15 protein-coding genes and 1 pseudogene are annotated in these 15,133 nt (G+C 59.6%); 2 read left to right on the top strand and 14 right to left on the bottom strand.

Going from position 1 to position 15,133, the window contains the following annotated elements:
* Nucleotides 1–125 precede the first annotated feature (125 nt).
* Both F0184_RS10470 and F0184_RS10465 read right to left on the bottom strand, forming a co-directional pair.
* Nucleotides 126–257: pseudogene (locus tag F0184_RS10470) on the bottom strand (peroxidase-related enzyme); the annotation flags it as partial.
* Nucleotides 258–390: 133 nt separating this feature from the next.
* A complete protein-coding gene (locus F0184_RS10465) occupies nt 391–711 on the bottom strand; it encodes a YdhR family protein (RefSeq protein WP_150496113.1) in 321 nt (106 codons plus the stop codon).
* 92 nt (nt 712–803) lie between these two features.
* Here F0184_RS10465 and F0184_RS10460 point away from each other — a divergent pair, with 92 nt between their 5' ends.
* Nucleotides 804–1,178, top strand: coding sequence for a winged helix-turn-helix transcriptional regulator (locus tag F0184_RS10460; RefSeq protein ID WP_150496112.1), 375 nt, complete (start codon nt 804–806; stop codon nt 1,176–1,178).
* A 184-nt stretch (nt 1,179–1,362) separates the two neighbouring features.
* Here F0184_RS10460 and F0184_RS10455 read toward each other — a convergent pair whose 3' ends face one another.
* The 10 genes from F0184_RS10455 to F0184_RS21080 all read right to left on the bottom strand — a co-directional run bounded on the left by F0184_RS10455 (nt 1,363) and on the right by F0184_RS21080 (nt 11,399).
* On the bottom strand, nt 1,363–3,876 hold the full coding sequence (locus tag F0184_RS10455; protein ID WP_206668334.1) for a glycoside hydrolase family 2 protein: 2,514 nt from the start codon (nt 3,874–3,876) through the stop codon (nt 1,363–1,365).
* Nucleotides 3,873–4,868, bottom strand: coding sequence for a DUF1839 family protein (locus F0184_RS10450; RefSeq protein WP_150496144.1), 996 nt, complete (start codon nt 4,866–4,868; stop codon nt 3,873–3,875). The genes F0184_RS10455 and F0184_RS10450 overlap by 4 nt, the downstream gene beginning before the upstream one ends.
* 11 nt (nt 4,869–4,879) lie before the next feature.
* On the bottom strand, nt 4,880–5,788 hold the full coding sequence (locus tag F0184_RS10445) for an amino acid--[acyl-carrier-protein] ligase (protein WP_150496111.1): 909 nt from the start codon (nt 5,786–5,788) through the stop codon (nt 4,880–4,882).
* Between the two features lie 4 nt (nt 5,789–5,792).
* Entirely contained in the window at nt 5,793–6,974 is a 1,182-nt protein-coding gene (locus F0184_RS10440) for an acyl-CoA dehydrogenase family protein (protein ID WP_150496110.1), read from the bottom strand.
* 2 nt (nt 6,975–6,976) lie between these two features.
* Nucleotides 6,977–7,228: an acyl carrier protein gene (locus tag F0184_RS10435; protein WP_150496143.1), complete on the bottom strand. Its 252-nt coding sequence runs from the start codon at nt 7,226–7,228 to the stop codon at nt 6,977–6,979.
* Nucleotides 7,229–7,506: 278 nt separating this feature from the next.
* Entirely contained in the window at nt 7,507–8,271 is a 765-nt protein-coding gene (locus F0184_RS10430) for a substrate-binding periplasmic protein (protein WP_150496109.1), read from the bottom strand.
* Nucleotides 8,272–8,469: 198 nt separating this feature from the next.
* A complete protein-coding gene (locus tag F0184_RS10425) occupies nt 8,470–9,279 on the bottom strand; it encodes a class I SAM-dependent methyltransferase (protein WP_150496108.1) in 810 nt (269 codons plus the stop codon).
* Entirely contained in the window at nt 9,276–10,364 is a 1,089-nt protein-coding gene (locus tag F0184_RS10420; protein WP_150496107.1) for a glycosyltransferase family 4 protein, read from the bottom strand. Before F0184_RS10420 ends, F0184_RS10425 begins: the two co-directional genes overlap by 4 nt.
* A gap of 5 nt (nt 10,365–10,369) precedes the next feature.
* A complete protein-coding gene (locus tag F0184_RS10415; protein WP_150496106.1) occupies nt 10,370–10,771 on the bottom strand; it encodes a 6-pyruvoyl trahydropterin synthase family protein in 402 nt (133 codons plus the stop codon).
* 1 nt (nt 10,772) lies between these two features.
* Nucleotides 10,773–11,399, bottom strand: coding sequence for a zinc-dependent alcohol dehydrogenase (locus F0184_RS21080; RefSeq protein ID WP_342212492.1), 627 nt, complete (start codon nt 11,397–11,399; stop codon nt 10,773–10,775).
* 513 nt (nt 11,400–11,912) lie between these two features.
* On the opposite strand from F0184_RS21080, the gene mdoH reads away from it, so the two are divergent.
* On the top strand, nt 11,913–13,745 hold the full coding sequence (gene mdoH, locus F0184_RS10405) for a glucans biosynthesis glucosyltransferase MdoH (RefSeq protein ID WP_150496104.1): 1,833 nt from the start codon (nt 11,913–11,915) through the stop codon (nt 13,743–13,745).
* 83 nt (nt 13,746–13,828) lie between these two features.
* Here mdoH and ptsN read toward each other — a convergent pair whose 3' ends face one another.
* Complete coding sequence (ptsN, locus tag F0184_RS10400; protein WP_150496142.1) at nt 13,829–14,296, bottom strand: PTS IIA-like nitrogen regulatory protein PtsN; 468 nt, start codon at nt 14,294–14,296, stop codon at nt 13,829–13,831.
* Between the two features lie 57 nt (nt 14,297–14,353).
* Nucleotides 14,354–14,941: a ribosome hibernation-promoting factor, HPF/YfiA family gene (gene hpf, locus F0184_RS10395; RefSeq protein WP_150496103.1), complete on the bottom strand. Its 588-nt coding sequence runs from the start codon at nt 14,939–14,941 to the stop codon at nt 14,354–14,356.
* Nucleotides 14,942–15,133: the final 192 nt, after the last annotated feature.

Genomic DNA, 15,133 nt, shown 5'->3' with positions numbered 1-15,133 from the left:
CAACAACGCCATGTCTATCACTCCGTCGTCCCCCGCCGAAATCACGCAGGGGTGGGTTTAAACATGGGTCAGTTCTCAGTGAAAAAATCGGGCCTTACCGGGTCAGTTCTCAGTGAAAATCAACAGGCAAGAACAAGGAACACATTGGGCACGAAGCCGGACTTCTCCTGAACCGCGACAATACGGGCGCGGATGTCATCCGGCATCTCGGAAAGCGCGGGAATTGGAAATCGGCTGATATCGGGCTGGCTCTGCATAGCGTGCTCCTGCTTTCATAAGGGTTGGACCAAAGACTGGATCAGCGGGCGATTGGCAAAAAACAGCCTTTGCCAGCTGATCCATTCTAAGATGGCAGACCGCCTTCTGGGTGTTTTCTAAATGTCAGGCACTCTAGCTGGCATAGTAGGGGGAATTCATGCCACGGCTGGCTTCTTCCACCACATCACCGTCAAAAAGTTTGACGGTCAGGCTGGCATTGGCACCCTTGGCAAACTCGGCCAGCATGCCGGTGGCATAAGCCTGGGCATTCTCAATGCTGTCGAAAGCGTAGAAACCGCCGACCGAATGGGTGCCGACGCCGCTCAGCCAGGTTTTGCTGATCAAGCCAGGCACGGTGTGCATCATGGGGTTAGCCTCTTTCCAGACGGCCTCTGTGAACGGCGCGGAGTTTTGGAATTCGGCGTAGAGATAGACGCGGCTCGGATTTGACATGTTCAAAGTCTCCAAAAAAGTTGCTTGAGGATCGCGACACTATGCTTTAAATTTCCATCAGGAAAGTACGCACCTTTTGGTAATAATTGAAAATGTTCCTCCAGGCCGATCCATACAATATGAATTGCCCGTCCCGCGAGATCCTCGACCTGATCGGGGGCAAGTGGGCTATCCTCATCGTTTGCTGCCTGCAGCAAGGCCCCGTGCGCACCGGGGAACTGATGCGCCAGGTTGGCGGTATATCGCAGAAGATGCTGACTCAGACGCTGCGCAATCTGGAACGGGACGGCTTCGTCGAAAGGATCAGTTATCCCGAGGTGCCGCCGCGCGTCGAGTATCGGCTGACGGATCTGGGCCGATCCCTGAGCGAACTTGCGCGCACGATGGAGCAGTGGGTTGTGGCCAACTACGCCACGATCCTTGATCATCGCCAGCGCGCCTTGGAGACGCCGTCTGACCACGCCTGACGATAATGAAGGAGGCACCCTTGCCAGTCCTTTCCGCCGTCTTGAAGACGAGGGAAGATGGGCGCTCCGCGCGCGGGCTGGTTCCGTTCGTTTGAAAGATCCCTGACCAGACTGAACCGGCTTGAGGCTCAACCGCAATAGATGCGTTCATGCCGGTGCTGGAACCCAAACGGATGCATCCCGCTTAGCCGCCTCTGACCGTTTTCCAGCCAACGCCATCGATCGCCCAAAGCTTGCAGTCAGGAACCTTCCCCGCCGCTCCGGCCTCAGGCGTGAGGACAATTGTCTTGTCCGCGCCGGGGGCAAGGTGAAACCCGTTGTCGGACAGGGAATACCCATCGGCCTCGATCTGCAGGAAGCGGAAGGACCTTCGAGCCGCCAGTGTGAGTTGCCATTGTCCATTGGCCAGTTCGCTCAAGCCGCCTTCGATCCCGAGCGGGTGCCGGCTTTGGGAAAATCCCAACGGAAAGTGGAACGCTTCGGCACACACTTGTCCTGTCTGCCTGTCCGACAACCGGGCCACAGTGACATCATGCGAGGGGGGACCGAACCGATAGGCATAGGTCGTGTCGAAGAAGGCCCCAAACAGATCCGTGGCGGGGATCTCCATGGCGCTATGCGGTTGCAAATCCAGGTCGCGGTTGCCGGTAACAACCGGGGTGGTCCCATCCCGCAGGCAGACCAGGCTCAACGCAACCGTCCGGATGGACGGAGTGTCATTGAGGATGTGAACGGCAAGCCCGTTGGTGCCCTCGTCGGTCAGTGCAAGGGTGACGGGCCGGAACGCGCGCTTCAATGCGTAATAGGCCGGTTTTGGGCGCCCATTCGCGTCGATCACGCCCCATCCCGCCCCTGGCATCAGATCCTGATACGTCCACACCAGGGCGCCCTGGCATCCCGACCGGCCGCGGCGCCATTCGGCAAAGGTCTGCTCCAGAATATCGCACGTCACCGCGCGGGATAGGTCGAGATACCGGTCCGGATCGCCATAGCGGACTTCCGCCGGTTCGACCTTGTAGAGCGTTCGCAGATAATGATCCCGGACATCCTCGAAATCCCAGCCCGCGCCGCGATCACGCGGAATGCGCGCCTTCCAGCGCGGGTCATGTCCGGGATTGCCAAGACCGGCCCGCGCAATGACCGCCGGATCCGGCACATGCGAGAACGCAAGGCATTCTGCCGCGAAGCGGATTTCAGCGCGTCTGGCATCTTCAAGCGGACGGAGATAGGCCCCGACGCCATAATAGTGGGCAATCCCCTCGTTCGGTGAAAACGGCTGCGCTCCGCCCGAGGGAGCGTTCTCGATATAAGGCACGTCGGGCCTGTAGTCCCTTGCAATTTCAGCCAGAATGTCCTTGGTCAAAGGCCCTTTCCAGCGGCTTTCGGGAAGGCCCATCATCGCGCCCTGCTGATAGATCTCGCTGCCTCCGCACAGAACGCCGAGGGACGGGCAGCCCTGGAGGAGGTTCAGTTGACAAGCGGCCTCTTTCCGAACGCCCTCCGCAAAACCTGGGTCAGAGACCGGATAGTCGTAATTGGCGAATTGAAAGTCCTGCCAGACCAGAATACCGAACTCGGCGCAAAGATCGAAAAAGGCCCGCGTTTCATATGTCATCGTTCCGCCGACACGAAGCATGTTCATGCCTGCGGCGCGGGCAAGCTCCAACCATGGCCGGTAAGCCGCTTCCCCTCCCGGCAAATTCAGGAGATCTGCCTGGGTCCAGACCGCGCCCCTGCAAAAGACCCGAATGCCATTGACCACGAGCCCGAAGCCTTTGCCATCGGGTCCGCGATCGACATCGATCCGCCGAAAGCCCGTCCGGCCAAGCTTAATCGTCCGGTCACCGTTGACCAGTTCGATGTCATGAAGATGCGGAACCCCGTGCGTGTGGGGCATCCATGCCGCGACATCCGGGATAGACAGCTCCCCAAGAACGCTCCCATCAGGTTGAAGCCGCATGATCGCCTGTTGGCCGGCGCACCGGAGTGTCAGTGTCCCATCGAGATTTTCCGGCCGGCCTGAGAACCGGAGGGTCCCGGTGCCGTCTTGTTTCAGGCTTGACTGAAGCCGGAGGTCATGGACGCGCGGCGCATCGGCCCGATGAAGCGTGATCGGACGCCACGGCCCAACCGCATGAACTTCCGGACACCAGCCTGGCATGTGACCCAACAGTGTTGTGCGAACCAGCCGAAGGCCCTGCGAGGTGGCAAGCTGCGGCTTCCAGCGTGCCCGGGGCCCTTTCTTGTCCAACTCGGGGAAAAGCGCCCGGAAGCCGATCGCCAGATGATTGTCCGGTTCAAGCGTCACCTCCACCTCCCGGGGAGTGAACATCCCCCGGCTGGTCAAAATGAGCTGCTTGTTCAGATACACATCTGCGATCGTGGCCAGCCCTTCGAAAACGAGCCGGTATCGCCCAGGATCGGCAGCCGGAAAGCGGGTCTCGTACCAGATATCCTTGTCGTGAAGCGGGGCCGGATTCTCAAGGTCGAACCGGCCGGCGCGATGCAGCGCCCCCGCCGATGTCCCCGGCACCTGCGCATCTATTCTGTCCGGTCCAGGCTCAGGAGGCAGGTCGAAACCTGGCGGACCGGGCTCGGTGACCCAAAGGGTCCAGTGGTCGCACAATACGCGCGCCGGTGCCTCCAGTTCCAGACCGGAGGGCGTCATGACTGGCGGGATCGAAACCGAAGACGTCACGCGGCAGCTGATTGCTTGGATCGAAGGCGGGTTTCGAGGTCCTGAACCAAGGCGTCCCATGCCGAAACGGCCGGGACGAGCGCGGAGGCGAGCTTGTCAAACCTCTTGCGCATGACGGCCCGCGCCAACTGGAATTGAACGGTTTTGCACGTGGTCGAAATCTGCCGCGCGGCATCCGCACCTTTTTTCAGATCCAGGTCGGATCGTGCCGCTACCCAATCCAGGTGAGCTGAAAACAGTTCAAAATTCGCGCCAAGCTGGCGGAGCGTGTTGAACGCATAGAGGTGAAAGAATTCAAAGGGCCGCTCACTGATCCGCGCAACCTGTTCGGGAAAGACCTCGGCAAAGGCGGCGATTGGGTTTTTGGCCGGACGCCGCTCAAGGTGGCCGTTCAGCAGACGCAGAGCCGTTCGCGCAATGTCCGCTTGCGATGGCAGGGCGGCCGCCATTTTTACGAATTCGGTATAGGGCAGGAAGGGCAGGTCCCTGGCATGGTCTCCGCGCTGGAAAACGCCGTCAAAATCGTCCCCCTCCAGACGGTGAAGCGCGAGGCCGTGGAAATAATCCATGGTGCGGGCCTCGAGATCCATCCGGTTGATGGCAATGGTTGTCTTGCCATGGGCTTGCCGATAGCCGACACCGTGGGTGTCCGGCAGGAAGAAGCTGTCGACTTCGACCAGCGACAACCGCCCCCGCCTGATCTGCTCCAGGACATGGGTCTCGACACGATCATAGATGGCAAGCTCTGTCACCCGCAGGCCGAACAGCGTCTCCAGATCCTCCAAGGGGATCTTGAAAAACGTGAACTGGTCGCCCTCGAAGTCCTGCGTGATCAAGGATCCGAGCGCGGCTTCGGGCGGCAGGCCAAGGGCCGGAAGGACTTCGATCCAGACGTCCAGATAACAGTTTGTTTCGGGCCAATCCCGCTCGGCGGCGTGAAGATCATGGCGCCGGTAACCGGCCGCGTCGAGATGTGGAAAGACGGAGGGCACCTCGCTCATCGTCACCCCCACAGCACCTTGCGAACACCCTCCGGCCAGGCGTCCGGATCGAATCCATGGTGGCGGAACAACGCAAGGGCGATCCGCTCCAAGCCGAAGCCGACACAGGCGGTATGGGCAGGGCTGCCATCTGCTTGCAGTATGTTCCAGGCCTGACCGAAATTATCCATGTGATAGTTGAAACTCATGCAGGCCGTTGGTTTGGACGTGGAATTGACCGGCACCAGCAGTTCGAACTTCAGTTCCTGCTCGCGTTGTCCGGACGCCATGATCTTGCCCGCCCGGCCAAAAAACGGATCGTTGGCCACCTCAACCTCATGAGGCAGTTGCAGGAGTTCCATCATTTCGGATCCACGCTGCTTCCACGTCTCGCGAAACGCCATGGTCTGCTTGGCCGACCCGACGCGCACATATTCACGCTGCCGGAACATCTGCATCCGGGCAGGATCCTTCGACGGCTCGTGCCGGAAGCAATAGGACTGGAGTGCGACATAGGCTCCGCCCTCGGGCAGCATGCCCCGGCGGGCCAGGATCGGGTACAGGGGATAACATGCGGCCGGTGTGAGCGCGACATCGGTCGCCTTTTGGCCCTTGGTCCAGTCTTCCCCGGCGGCCATGCATTGCAGCAGGCCCATGTGATCGCGGTCGTGACCGCAAAAGGCATGTACCGTGCCGGCGAGCTGCGGGAAGTTCTTCATGTAGCCGCTGGTCTCGAAGTCCGGCATCGGCATGCCGGGCGGAAAAACCATCGACTCGGAGATCTCGTCTTTTCCGAAGGACAAGGCAAACGCTTCGAAACGGGAGATCACGTCCTCGAAAAGCGCGCTGCGGGCATAGAGGCCATCGACGCCGGTATCATGCAAAACACGCTCATTGAAGAGCTGGTCGAGAAACGAGACCGGAACGTCCATCGGTTTATCCTAACAGGCTGGTGTCTTGTTTGTTCACGAGCAGCATGGTCGACGTATTGCCGAGAATACGATCGTTGGAGATCATCAACTGCGCCGAATGCGCATCCCGCAAATGCCGCCCGAGACTGAAGGGGGTGCCGTTCTTGTATCCGGCGATACCGCAAATCAGCATGCAGTGGTTGATGATCGTCAAGATGGTCTGTGACGTCCCAATCTTCACATTGTTCATGGCAACAGCAAAACTCATCGCATTGAGCGCGTCCGGCTCGCCTTTTGCATTCTCGAACTGCTTGAGGCCGGCCACGACATTGGCCTTCACCAGTTGCAACAGGCTTGAGGCTTCCGCCAAGCGCAGCGCTCCGGGCGGCGTTTGACCCGGCGTTTTGCGGGCGGCGGATCTGACGAAGCTCTGCGCCCGCGCAACCGCATCGGCAGCAATGCCAAACCACAGCGCCCCCCACAAAAGGTGCGAAACCGCCAGCATGGATTGCGCCGCGATTTCCGCAAAGGGTTTGGGCAGGATCTGCTCAGCCGGGCCTTCGGCCTTGAAAAGGTAACCGTCGGAGCATGTTCCGCGCATTCCGAGCGTGTCCCAGACCGCGGTTCGTTCCAGCGAATACTGCTCCTTCAGGAAAATCGTCGCGACCTGATCGGAATGCGCCGCTTCACTGTGGCGGCGAGAGGTCACCATCACGGCATCCGCATTCGCGCCGTAGGAAATGACAGTCGCGTCTTTCTCAAGGCGCACCCTGTCACCGTCAACCTCGATCGCGCAAATCGAGTTGCGCAGGTTTCCGCCAATACCGGCCTCACTCGTGGCCGAGGCGATCAGAAGCTGATCCTCGCAAATCCGGCGCAGGAACTTTTCGTGCCACGCACTGCCAGCCGCATGATCCACAAGGCTTGCCATCTGGATCTGATGCATGGCGTAGGTCATGGCCGTCGACGCGCAAGCCTGGCCCAGAATACCGCAGACATCCGCGATCTGCGTCAGTGTCGCCCCCTCTCCGCCGAAATCAGGGCTGACCATCAGCCCCATCAGGCGTTCGGCCTTCAAAGCGTCCATACCCTCTTGCGGAAAACGGCCGTTCTTGTCCACAGTGTCGGCGAATTGCCCGGCCACCTTGGCGGCTCGTTTCGCACGTTCAGCCAAGGTCAACGCCATGATCGGTCCGGCAACATTCATGATCAAGCCACCTCTTGATCTTCTACGATTTCGGACAAAGCCGCTGCAATGGCCGAAATGGACGCGAAGGACTTGCGATTGAGGAGATGCTCTGGAAACTCCACATCGAACTCCTCTTCGAGCGCCAGCATCAGCTGAACGGACGCAAAGGAAGACAGACCGGCATCGTATAAGTCGTCGGTATCGGCCAACTGGTCGACCGCAACCGGGATCCCGCCATGTTTGGACAACAAGTTACGCACAGTATCGATGATCATTACACCCTGCCTCCTGCCGGCTTAAACAACCCGGCTGGTATTTTTCACAATTCACACTGGGAATAATATAGGGAAAAAGGCGTTAATCTTCTTGGTTAATTCAACATTAAAACGAACTTTAACCGATCTTGGTAAACGGCCGATGGGTCGAAGAGCAACCATGCGAGGCGACAATTCGGGCTCTCCCGCCCGTGAGCCAGCCGGACGAGGAATAGTTGCATATTGTATCTGCCAGAGGTGCACGGATCAATCGATAGTGCTTTGTGAAACGCAGGCTAGAAGCCATGGCCATACGCCCGATGCAATCTTTCGATCGTGCCGTCCAAGGTGAGCTTGACGATGGCGGAGTTGAGCTTTTCGATCATCCCGTCAGCCCGGGGGCTGTCACGTGAAACGGCCATGTGAAGAAGGTCAAATTCCAAGGGTTTCTCAAAGATTTTGAACTCTTCGCGAGACAGACCCAACGACTGGGACGCAAACAAAAGATAGGCCGGACCGGTGCCTGAAAACACCCCTAAATCGATGCGGCCGGCGACGATCTTACGTAGACGCTGCTCCTTGCTGTCGTCTTCCTCAATGATCATGTGCGGGCGGGCCGCCTCGAAGACGGGTCCATAGGAAGCGCCGCGCTGGATCCCAACAACCAGTCCGTGAAGATCTCCCGCAGTTTCAAAGCCCATCGTTGTGCCAGCCTTGGCAATCAGTACGGTCGGGTCTGAGAAAACAATGTCGGTGAAAAGAAAACCGGCGTCGATCCGGTCTTGTGTTTTGCTGACACCCGTGATCACCGCCCCGTGCTTGAGCATTTCGATTTGGGCGCGGGCCCAAGGCAGAACCTCAACGTGGACGTCGTAGCCAGCCTCTTCCAGAACCGCGCGGGCGATATCGATCGCATATCCGCGCGGCTGGCCACGCTCAAGAAACATTTGAGGGTAGAAGCCCTCACCTGCAACGAGCCTGACGATTTCGGCGGACCGAACCGCGCCCGCTGATCCGATGATCAGGACGAGCATTGCAGCCAACATGCAAACATGCCGCATGATCGGTCCTCCTCTTGCGGAAGCTCGCTGGAACCCATCGCCCGGCCGTCCTTGACGGCCTCATTGCCCAGAAACACCGCAAGGCAAGCGAACCTTATCCGGCAAGACCACGCAAGTTCTTTCTCGGCACAAAGTGAAGAATCACCAGAACGAAAAAGTGTGTCACCGTTGGCCCGGACCGCTGGGGGCCGGGTGCGGCTATGACGGCATGACCGCGAAATCGATATGGCCGACGCGGATCGAAAGCCGGGCCTCCCCGACCAGACGCATCCGGTCTTCGAACCACGCCGACAGAAGATCGGCAGCAAGGTCCATCTCACCGGCCGCCGCCCGCCAGCCACTGATCAGTTCCATTTGTATCGCGGCGGCGCCTGGCGGAATTAGCCAATCCGAATGGCCGCGAATGACCGTAAGCCCAGCGCTCTGGAACAGGCCTATCGCAAAGTCCGCTGCATCAGGTCCCAATGCCGCGCCAAAGCCCTTGTCCGTTTTCTGGTGGCGGTTCACCGCTTCGACAACGATGGTGTCATACGCATGGCCCGGCGTGATCTGCGTGCGTCCGTCATAGCTCAAGCTGGCCAGAAACGGCTGGCGATGCGCGATCACGCAGCCGGCAAGACGCTCCACAAAGCGGTGATCGACGAGATCCAGAAACGCGGAGGTCGTGACCGCGTCCACGTCTGAAAACGGAAGACGCTCCAATTCCAGAGCCAGATCGGCCTGCCGAACCGATACGCGTGTGGTTCCAACATTCGCATACCGGTCTTTGGCATGCCCGAGCAGTCCCGCGTCGTTATCGGTCAGGATCCAGGACAATGAGGAACGCCCGCCCGCCCGCAGCCGTTGGTCCAAGGCAGCGACCGTCGAACCGGCGCCGCTGGCAAGGTCCAGAACCGTGACCTCACCCGCGGGGAGCGCGTTCTCAAACGCCGTTTCCACCTCTGCATTGCGCGCCTTCAAATCGAAAGGCTCCCGCAACGCCAGCCAGTCAGCGGAAAACCCGCTCATATCTTGTCTCCAGATTTCAAATGCGGACCAGCGTGACCGAAAACGGCATCGGCGAAGCGGGAAGCGGACGCGCCCCAATCCGGTAAGGCCTGCGCCCTCTGCCGTGCCGCATTTGCCATTGTGTGCCGCAACTCCGGATCGCTTATCACGCGGCGCAGAGCGGACTTGATCGCATCAACATTTTCTTGGCCGCAATAGATCGCGGCATCCGGCGGGAGGGTTTCGCGCACGGCGCCGCCACCGCTTCCGATCACCGGAAGTCCGTGGGCGATTGCCTCGATATAAGCCATGCCGTAGCCCTCATAGCGGCTGGCCAGAACGAACGCGTCCGCCTTGGTATAGTGTTCCCACAAATCCGACGGGGAAACGGCCCCGTGGAATGTCACCCGGTCCGTCAACTGCGTTTCAGAAATCTGCCGGATGAGTTGCGCAGCGTAAGCGCTGTCCCGGGTGTCGTCTCCGACAATGTCCAGATGCCAGTCGAGATCTGTCAGATCCTTCAGAGCCGAAAAGAGCAAATCAAACCCCTTGCGCCGTGTCAGCGTGCCAACGGACAACAATTGGAAGGGTGTGTTGGCTCGCAACCCGGCCGGGACCGGCAGCGCCGGCTTGTCAACTCCGGGCACCACGACGGACACGCGATCGGGATGAACACCGAAATCGCGGCACACCTGGTTCGCCGTTGCCGGGCTGGTGACGATGACACGGGCCGCAGCCTGGACGGACACACGTTCCTGATCCTTGAAAGCCCTCGCCTGGGCGGCCGACAACCCGGTCTCCAGATACAAGGGGTGATGGATCAGAGCCGTCAGATCCAGACAACGGGCGATCCGCGCCGCATGGGCATGCATGGCACCAAAGGCCAGACCGTCAATGACGGCCCGTTGACCTTCGATCAGCCCCATCAGCAGTTGCGCCGCCGTCTCGCAGGTGATTGCACCCGGAAACGGAAACCCCTCGCCAAGCGGCAATGGATCCACCGTCACTCCCAATTGCCGCAGGCCCTCTATGATCCTGCGATCATATATATACCCACCCGTGGGTGTCTCCAGGTCGCCCGGATAGGCAAAAACCAGATCGGCCATGGGGCTCAGGCAATCCGCGCTTCATACCATGCCCGGGCGACATGGCTCTCTGAGATCGTCACCCGAATGGCGTCAAGCTCCGGTCCAGGCCGGCCCAGACGGTTTTCCCGCGCAGCCCGGGCCAAGTGATCATGGACGTATTTGGTCAAGAATTCCGTCGTTGTGTTGATGCCCTCGAACTCCGGCAGGTCGTCGAGATTTTTGTAGTTCAGCGGTTCCAGGACTTCCTTCAACGCCTCATGCGCCCGCCCGATATCGATCACGACACCGTTTTCATCAAGTTTTTCAGACATGAACGCCGCATCGATGACAAATGTCGCCCCGTGCAACGCCTGGGCTGGACCGAACAGGTCCCCTTTGAAGGAATGTGCAATCATCACGTGATCGCGGACTTCAACTGCAAACATTTCAAACATCCAATTCTAACGGGTGTGGTAGTCGCGCAGATGGCTCCGGGTATTCCACGACCGCCGCAAGGCCGCCTTGCGGTTCGGTCAGGAATGCCGGAAGCTGGTCCGGCAGGTCTTCAAAAGACATACGGTCGGAAATCAAAAGATCCAGAACAGGATCGTTCAAAAGGGAGAGGGCCGCCGACAGGCGCCGGTCAAAAGACCAGCGGTTCCTGCGGTCGGGTGGAATGGTGCCAACCTGGCTCGACACGATTTTCAGCCGCTGGCTATGAAATGGACCGCCCAGGGCGACAGGAACAGTGCTTGCCCCATACCAGCTCACCTCCACAACGGCAGCTTCCTTTCCGGCCGCGGAAAGAGCGGTGTCCAGTCCTTGCGCCGAAGCGCTGGCATGAAACACGAGATCCTGGGACGGCGGACAAGACTCGGGCAAGGCAAAACAGCATCCGAATGCTTGCGCCAACTTGGCGCGGCCCGGATCGGTATCGGCAACAGTCACCCGCGTTCCCGGTATTTTCGCGCAAAGATAAGCGATCAGCAATCCAACCACCCCGCCACCGACCACACAGATGTGATCTGCAGGTGAGGGCTTTCCATCCCATAACGCGTTAAGTGCCGTTTCCATATTGGCAGCCAGCACCGCCCTGTCCGACGGCACGTCGTCGGGAACCGGATGGCACGCGTGTTCTGGAACCACAAAGGAGGTTTGATGGGGATGCAAACAAAAAACCCGCCGGCCTGCAAGGATGCCCTGAGCCGTTGCCACAGTCCCGACACAAGCATAACCGTATTTGACGGGAAACGGGAAATCACCCGCCTGGAAAGGAGCTTTCATACGGTCCATTTCACTGGTGGGGATCTGTCCCAACAACACGAGGCGCTCGGTACCCCTGCTGATGCCGCTGGCATGGGTCCGAACGGCCACTTTTCCATGCTCCGGGGGGGCAATGAGTTCTGTTTGGATCTCGCATCGCCCTTCACCCACATACCAAAGTGCGCGGGCGGCCCTATCTGCGATCCCGGAAGCTCCATCCTCGCTCTTGTTGACAGCCGGCATTAAACCACCTCTTCGCATCTGCCGTAAAAGCTTTTAGCAAAACAAAAATTGCGCCATGGCGCTGTTTTGGAACACCCGATCATGACCGATGAATTGATGAAATCGCCCGCCACCGCAAGGCCCATCCGCACAAAACTGCGGCGCGCCTTTTTTGCTGGAGCCGTCCTGTCCCTGTTTTTCGGACTCTCGGCCCTGATGGCGTTCACATTATCGCCCGGCGGTCTTGGCCCGCTGGATCTGTTTATCCTCGCCTGCTTCATGGTGACACTGCCATGGACGATTATCGGCTTCCTGAACGCCGTCATCGGCTTGCTCATCATGCGTTTCGCAAAAGATCCGGTCAGCGCGGTTTGCCCCATCGATCCGGGTTCAACATCACAGCCAATCCCATCGTCAACCGCGATCCTATCCTGCATTCGCGACGAAGACGTGGACCGGCTTGAGACAAATCTATCGGCGCTCTTGGCCGAATTGCAGCAGGGCGGTGCCGTCCGGAAATTCGCGCTTTATGTTCTCAGCGACAGTTCCTCGGATGAGATCGCGCTTGCGGAAGAGGAAATGGTCGCTCGTCTTCAGGCCATTTGGGGCAACCGCCTTCGGATTGCCTACCGGCGCCGGCAAGTGAATACGGGTTTCAAGGCCGGCAACATCGCAGATTTTTGCGATCGCTGGGGGGCACAGCACGACTATGCGCTGGTTCTGGACGCTGACAGTGTCATGTCGGCCCAAACCGTGCTCGACATGGTCCGGAAGATGGACGCCAATCCGCGCCTCGGCATCCTGCAAAGCCTGGCCGTCGGCCTCCCGACCGCGAGCGCATTCGCCCGGATCTTCCAGTTCGGCATGCGCCTTGGCATGCGGTCCTACACCATCGGCAGCGCCTGGTGGCAGGGCGATTGCGGCCCTTATTGGGGGCACAATGCCATCCTGCGGCTCGCGCCTTTCACAACCCATTGCCGCCTGCCGGAGCTTCCCGGAACCGGTCCATTGAGCGGGCCGATCCTATCCCATGACCAGGTCGAAGCGGTGCTGATGCGCCGGGCCGGGTTCGAATGCCGCGTTCTCCCGGTGGAGGATGGTTCCTACGAGGAAAACCCTCCGCATCTTCTGGAGTTCATCCGCCGCGATCTGCGCTGGTGTCAAGGGAACTTGCAGTACCGCCGGCTGCTGACATTGCCGGGCCTGCTGCCGATCAGCCGGGTCCAGCTCGCGCTGGCCATGCTCATGTTTTTGAGTTCACCGGCGTGGCTGGGCTTTATGATCGGGGCCGCAACGCTTGGCTATGTCACCACGGGATACGCGCCATTTCGGGCCGACAGCGGGGTGATCCTGTTCTTCACCGTTATGACCATGGTGTTCGCGCCAAAAATCGCCACGGTGGCCGACATTGTATCGCGCCGCCGGTCCCGCCAAAGTTATGGCGGCGCATTCCGGGTCGTGGCCGGTTCGGCGACCGAAATTCTTTATTCCGCCATGTTGGCGCCGATCATGTCCGTGGCTCACAGCCTATTCATGGGAGGTCTGATCTTTGGCAGGAAGATCGGGTGGGGAGCCCAGGCGCGAGGTGTCGCGCGGCTTCCGCTTCGATTGGCCGCCAGCAAGCTTTGGCCGCAAACCCTGTTCGGTGCGACGGCGGCAGCCTGGATGAGCACGCAGCCCCTTGGGTTGATCTGGCCAATTATCCCGCTTGCCGTGGGCCCGCTTTTCGCGATTCCCTTTGCGGTCGCAACGTCGACATCAATCATCGGATGGGCGGCGTACCGGACGACACTTTGGCGGCTGCCCGAAGAAATCTGCCCGCCATCGACGCTTCTGGCGCTGAGGCTTCCAATTCTCACCGCGATCGGCTTCTCTACTCCCAATCCTCCATCTGAAGGGGACCCGGAGTTGACGCCGGTTCCGGTCGAGGTCTGACCGCCGGCGAACCCGTCAAACGATCGACCGGATCGCGCTTACACGGCATCGGACCGTCACTGTCCTGACGGGGACTATGACGGTCAGGCCGCGTTCGAGGACGCCAGCGGTTGGGTCAACAGGGCGAAGATCGCCCCGGCATCGGCTGCCTGCCGAATGTTGTGTGCAACGGAACCGTCCCGCAACTGGCGTGCGATCCGCGCAAGAGCTTTCAAATGATCGGCACCCGCGCCTTCGGGTGCCAGAAGGAGAAACACCAGATCCACTGGCTCGTCGTCCAGAGCATCGAAATCAATTGGCCGATCCAGCCGGGCGAAGTAGCCGACTAGTCGGTCCAGGCGGGTGAGTTTGCCATGCGGGATGGCAATGCCGTGGCCCACGCCGGTGGAGCCAAGGCGCTCCCGCTGGAGCAACGTGTCGAAGATCTCTCGTTCCGACAATCCGGTGTCCGCAGATGCCTGGGCCGCCAGATCCTGGATGACCTGCTTTTTACTTTTGGCCTTCAGCCCGCAAGTCACCGCTTCCTTTTTCAGTAGATCGCCTAGATCCATCATTCCGCCTACGCGTGGGTTTCGGCCGGACCCAACGGATCCGGCCGTGTGTTCGTGTTATTCGGCTGCAGCCCGTTCCGTCAATGCCGGATCGATCCAGCCAATATTTCCGTCAACACGGCGGTAAACCACATTTATGCCACCGTTCGCGGCGTTTTTGAACAGGACGACCGGCGCTTCGGTCAGATCCAGCTCCATGACGGCCATCCCGACGGTCATGGTTTTCACCTTTGCCGCGGTCTCTGCAATCACGAGCGGATTGTAGTCCGCCGGCAGTTCCTCTTCCTCTTCCGTCGAAGCCAGAACGTAGGACGCTGCCTCAAACATCTCCTTGCCATGACCATTATGGGCATGGTGGTCCTTTAGCTTGCGCTTGTACCGGCGCAAGCGCTTATCGATCTTCTCCGCGGCGCGCTCGAAGCTCGCCCGCGGATCATGGTCCTGAGCGGAAACCTGAAGAACGATTCCGGTATCCAAATGAAGAGCGCATTCCGACTTGAAACCGTTGCCTTCCCGACTCAGTGTGACATGGCCTGTGTAGCCGCCATCGAAATATTTCTCGAGCGCCTCTTCAATTCGGTCGTTGATATGACCGCGAAGCGCGTCGCCGATATCAACGTGTTTTCCCGAAATCCGCAATGCCATGGGGACCTCTTTTTCTTGTGTGGACCTGAGGGTCGCTGGCTTGCCGCCAGCGCTTGAGGTGACCAGCACCCCAAGCCTACAGAATGGACCAGTCAGCGCCGGAGCGCCATCCCCTACCGTGCTTATACAGAGGCGCCCGTATAGGCAGTGGCCGCCCCTCTGTCAATCGAGATGATCCGGCCATTTACGGCC

The organism is Roseibium aquae (assembly GCF_008711285.1).
Classification (GTDB): domain Bacteria; phylum Pseudomonadota; class Alphaproteobacteria; order Rhizobiales; family Stappiaceae; genus Roseibium; species Roseibium aquae.
Note: the sequence above shows the minus strand (reverse complement) of the source record. Positions and strands in the feature narration are given on the sequence as shown.

What these genes read in the sequence shown, in the direction of transcription:
- F0184_RS10465 (WP_150496113.1), bottom strand. Translation starts at nt 711, where the DNA reads ATGTCAAATCCGAGCCGCGTCTATCTCTACGCCGAATTCCAAAACTCC.
- F0184_RS10460 (WP_150496112.1), top strand. Translation starts at nt 804, where the DNA reads ATGTTCCTCCAGGCCGATCCATACAATATGAATTGCCCGTCCCGCGAG.
- F0184_RS10445 (WP_150496111.1), bottom strand. Translation starts at nt 5,788, where the DNA reads ATGGACGTTCCGGTCTCGTTTCTCGACCAGCTCTTCAATGAGCGTGTT.
- F0184_RS10440 (WP_150496110.1), bottom strand. Translation starts at nt 6,974, where the DNA reads ATGAATGTTGCCGGACCGATCATGGCGTTGACCTTGGCTGAACGTGCG.
- F0184_RS10430 (WP_150496109.1), bottom strand. Translation starts at nt 8,271, where the DNA reads ATGCGGCATGTTTGCATGTTGGCTGCAATGCTCGTCCTGATCATCGGA.
- F0184_RS10425 (WP_150496108.1), bottom strand. Translation starts at nt 9,279, where the DNA reads ATGAGCGGGTTTTCCGCTGACTGGCTGGCGTTGCGGGAGCCTTTCGAT.
- F0184_RS10420 (WP_150496107.1), bottom strand. Translation starts at nt 10,364, where the DNA reads ATGGCCGATCTGGTTTTTGCCTATCCGGGCGACCTGGAGACACCCACG.
- F0184_RS10415 (WP_150496106.1), bottom strand. Translation starts at nt 10,771, where the DNA reads ATGTTTGCAGTTGAAGTCCGCGATCACGTGATGATTGCACATTCCTTC.
- F0184_RS21080 (WP_342212492.1), bottom strand. Translation starts at nt 11,399, where the DNA reads ATGGAAACGGCACTTAACGCGTTATGGGATGGAAAGCCCTCACCTGCA.
- mdoH (WP_150496104.1), top strand. Translation starts at nt 11,913, where the DNA reads ATGACCGATGAATTGATGAAATCGCCCGCCACCGCAAGGCCCATCCGC.
- ptsN (WP_150496142.1), bottom strand. Translation starts at nt 14,296, where the DNA reads ATGGATCTAGGCGATCTACTGAAAAAGGAAGCGGTGACTTGCGGGCTG.
- hpf (WP_150496103.1), bottom strand. Translation starts at nt 14,941, where the DNA reads ATGGCATTGCGGATTTCGGGAAAACACGTTGATATCGGCGACGCGCTT.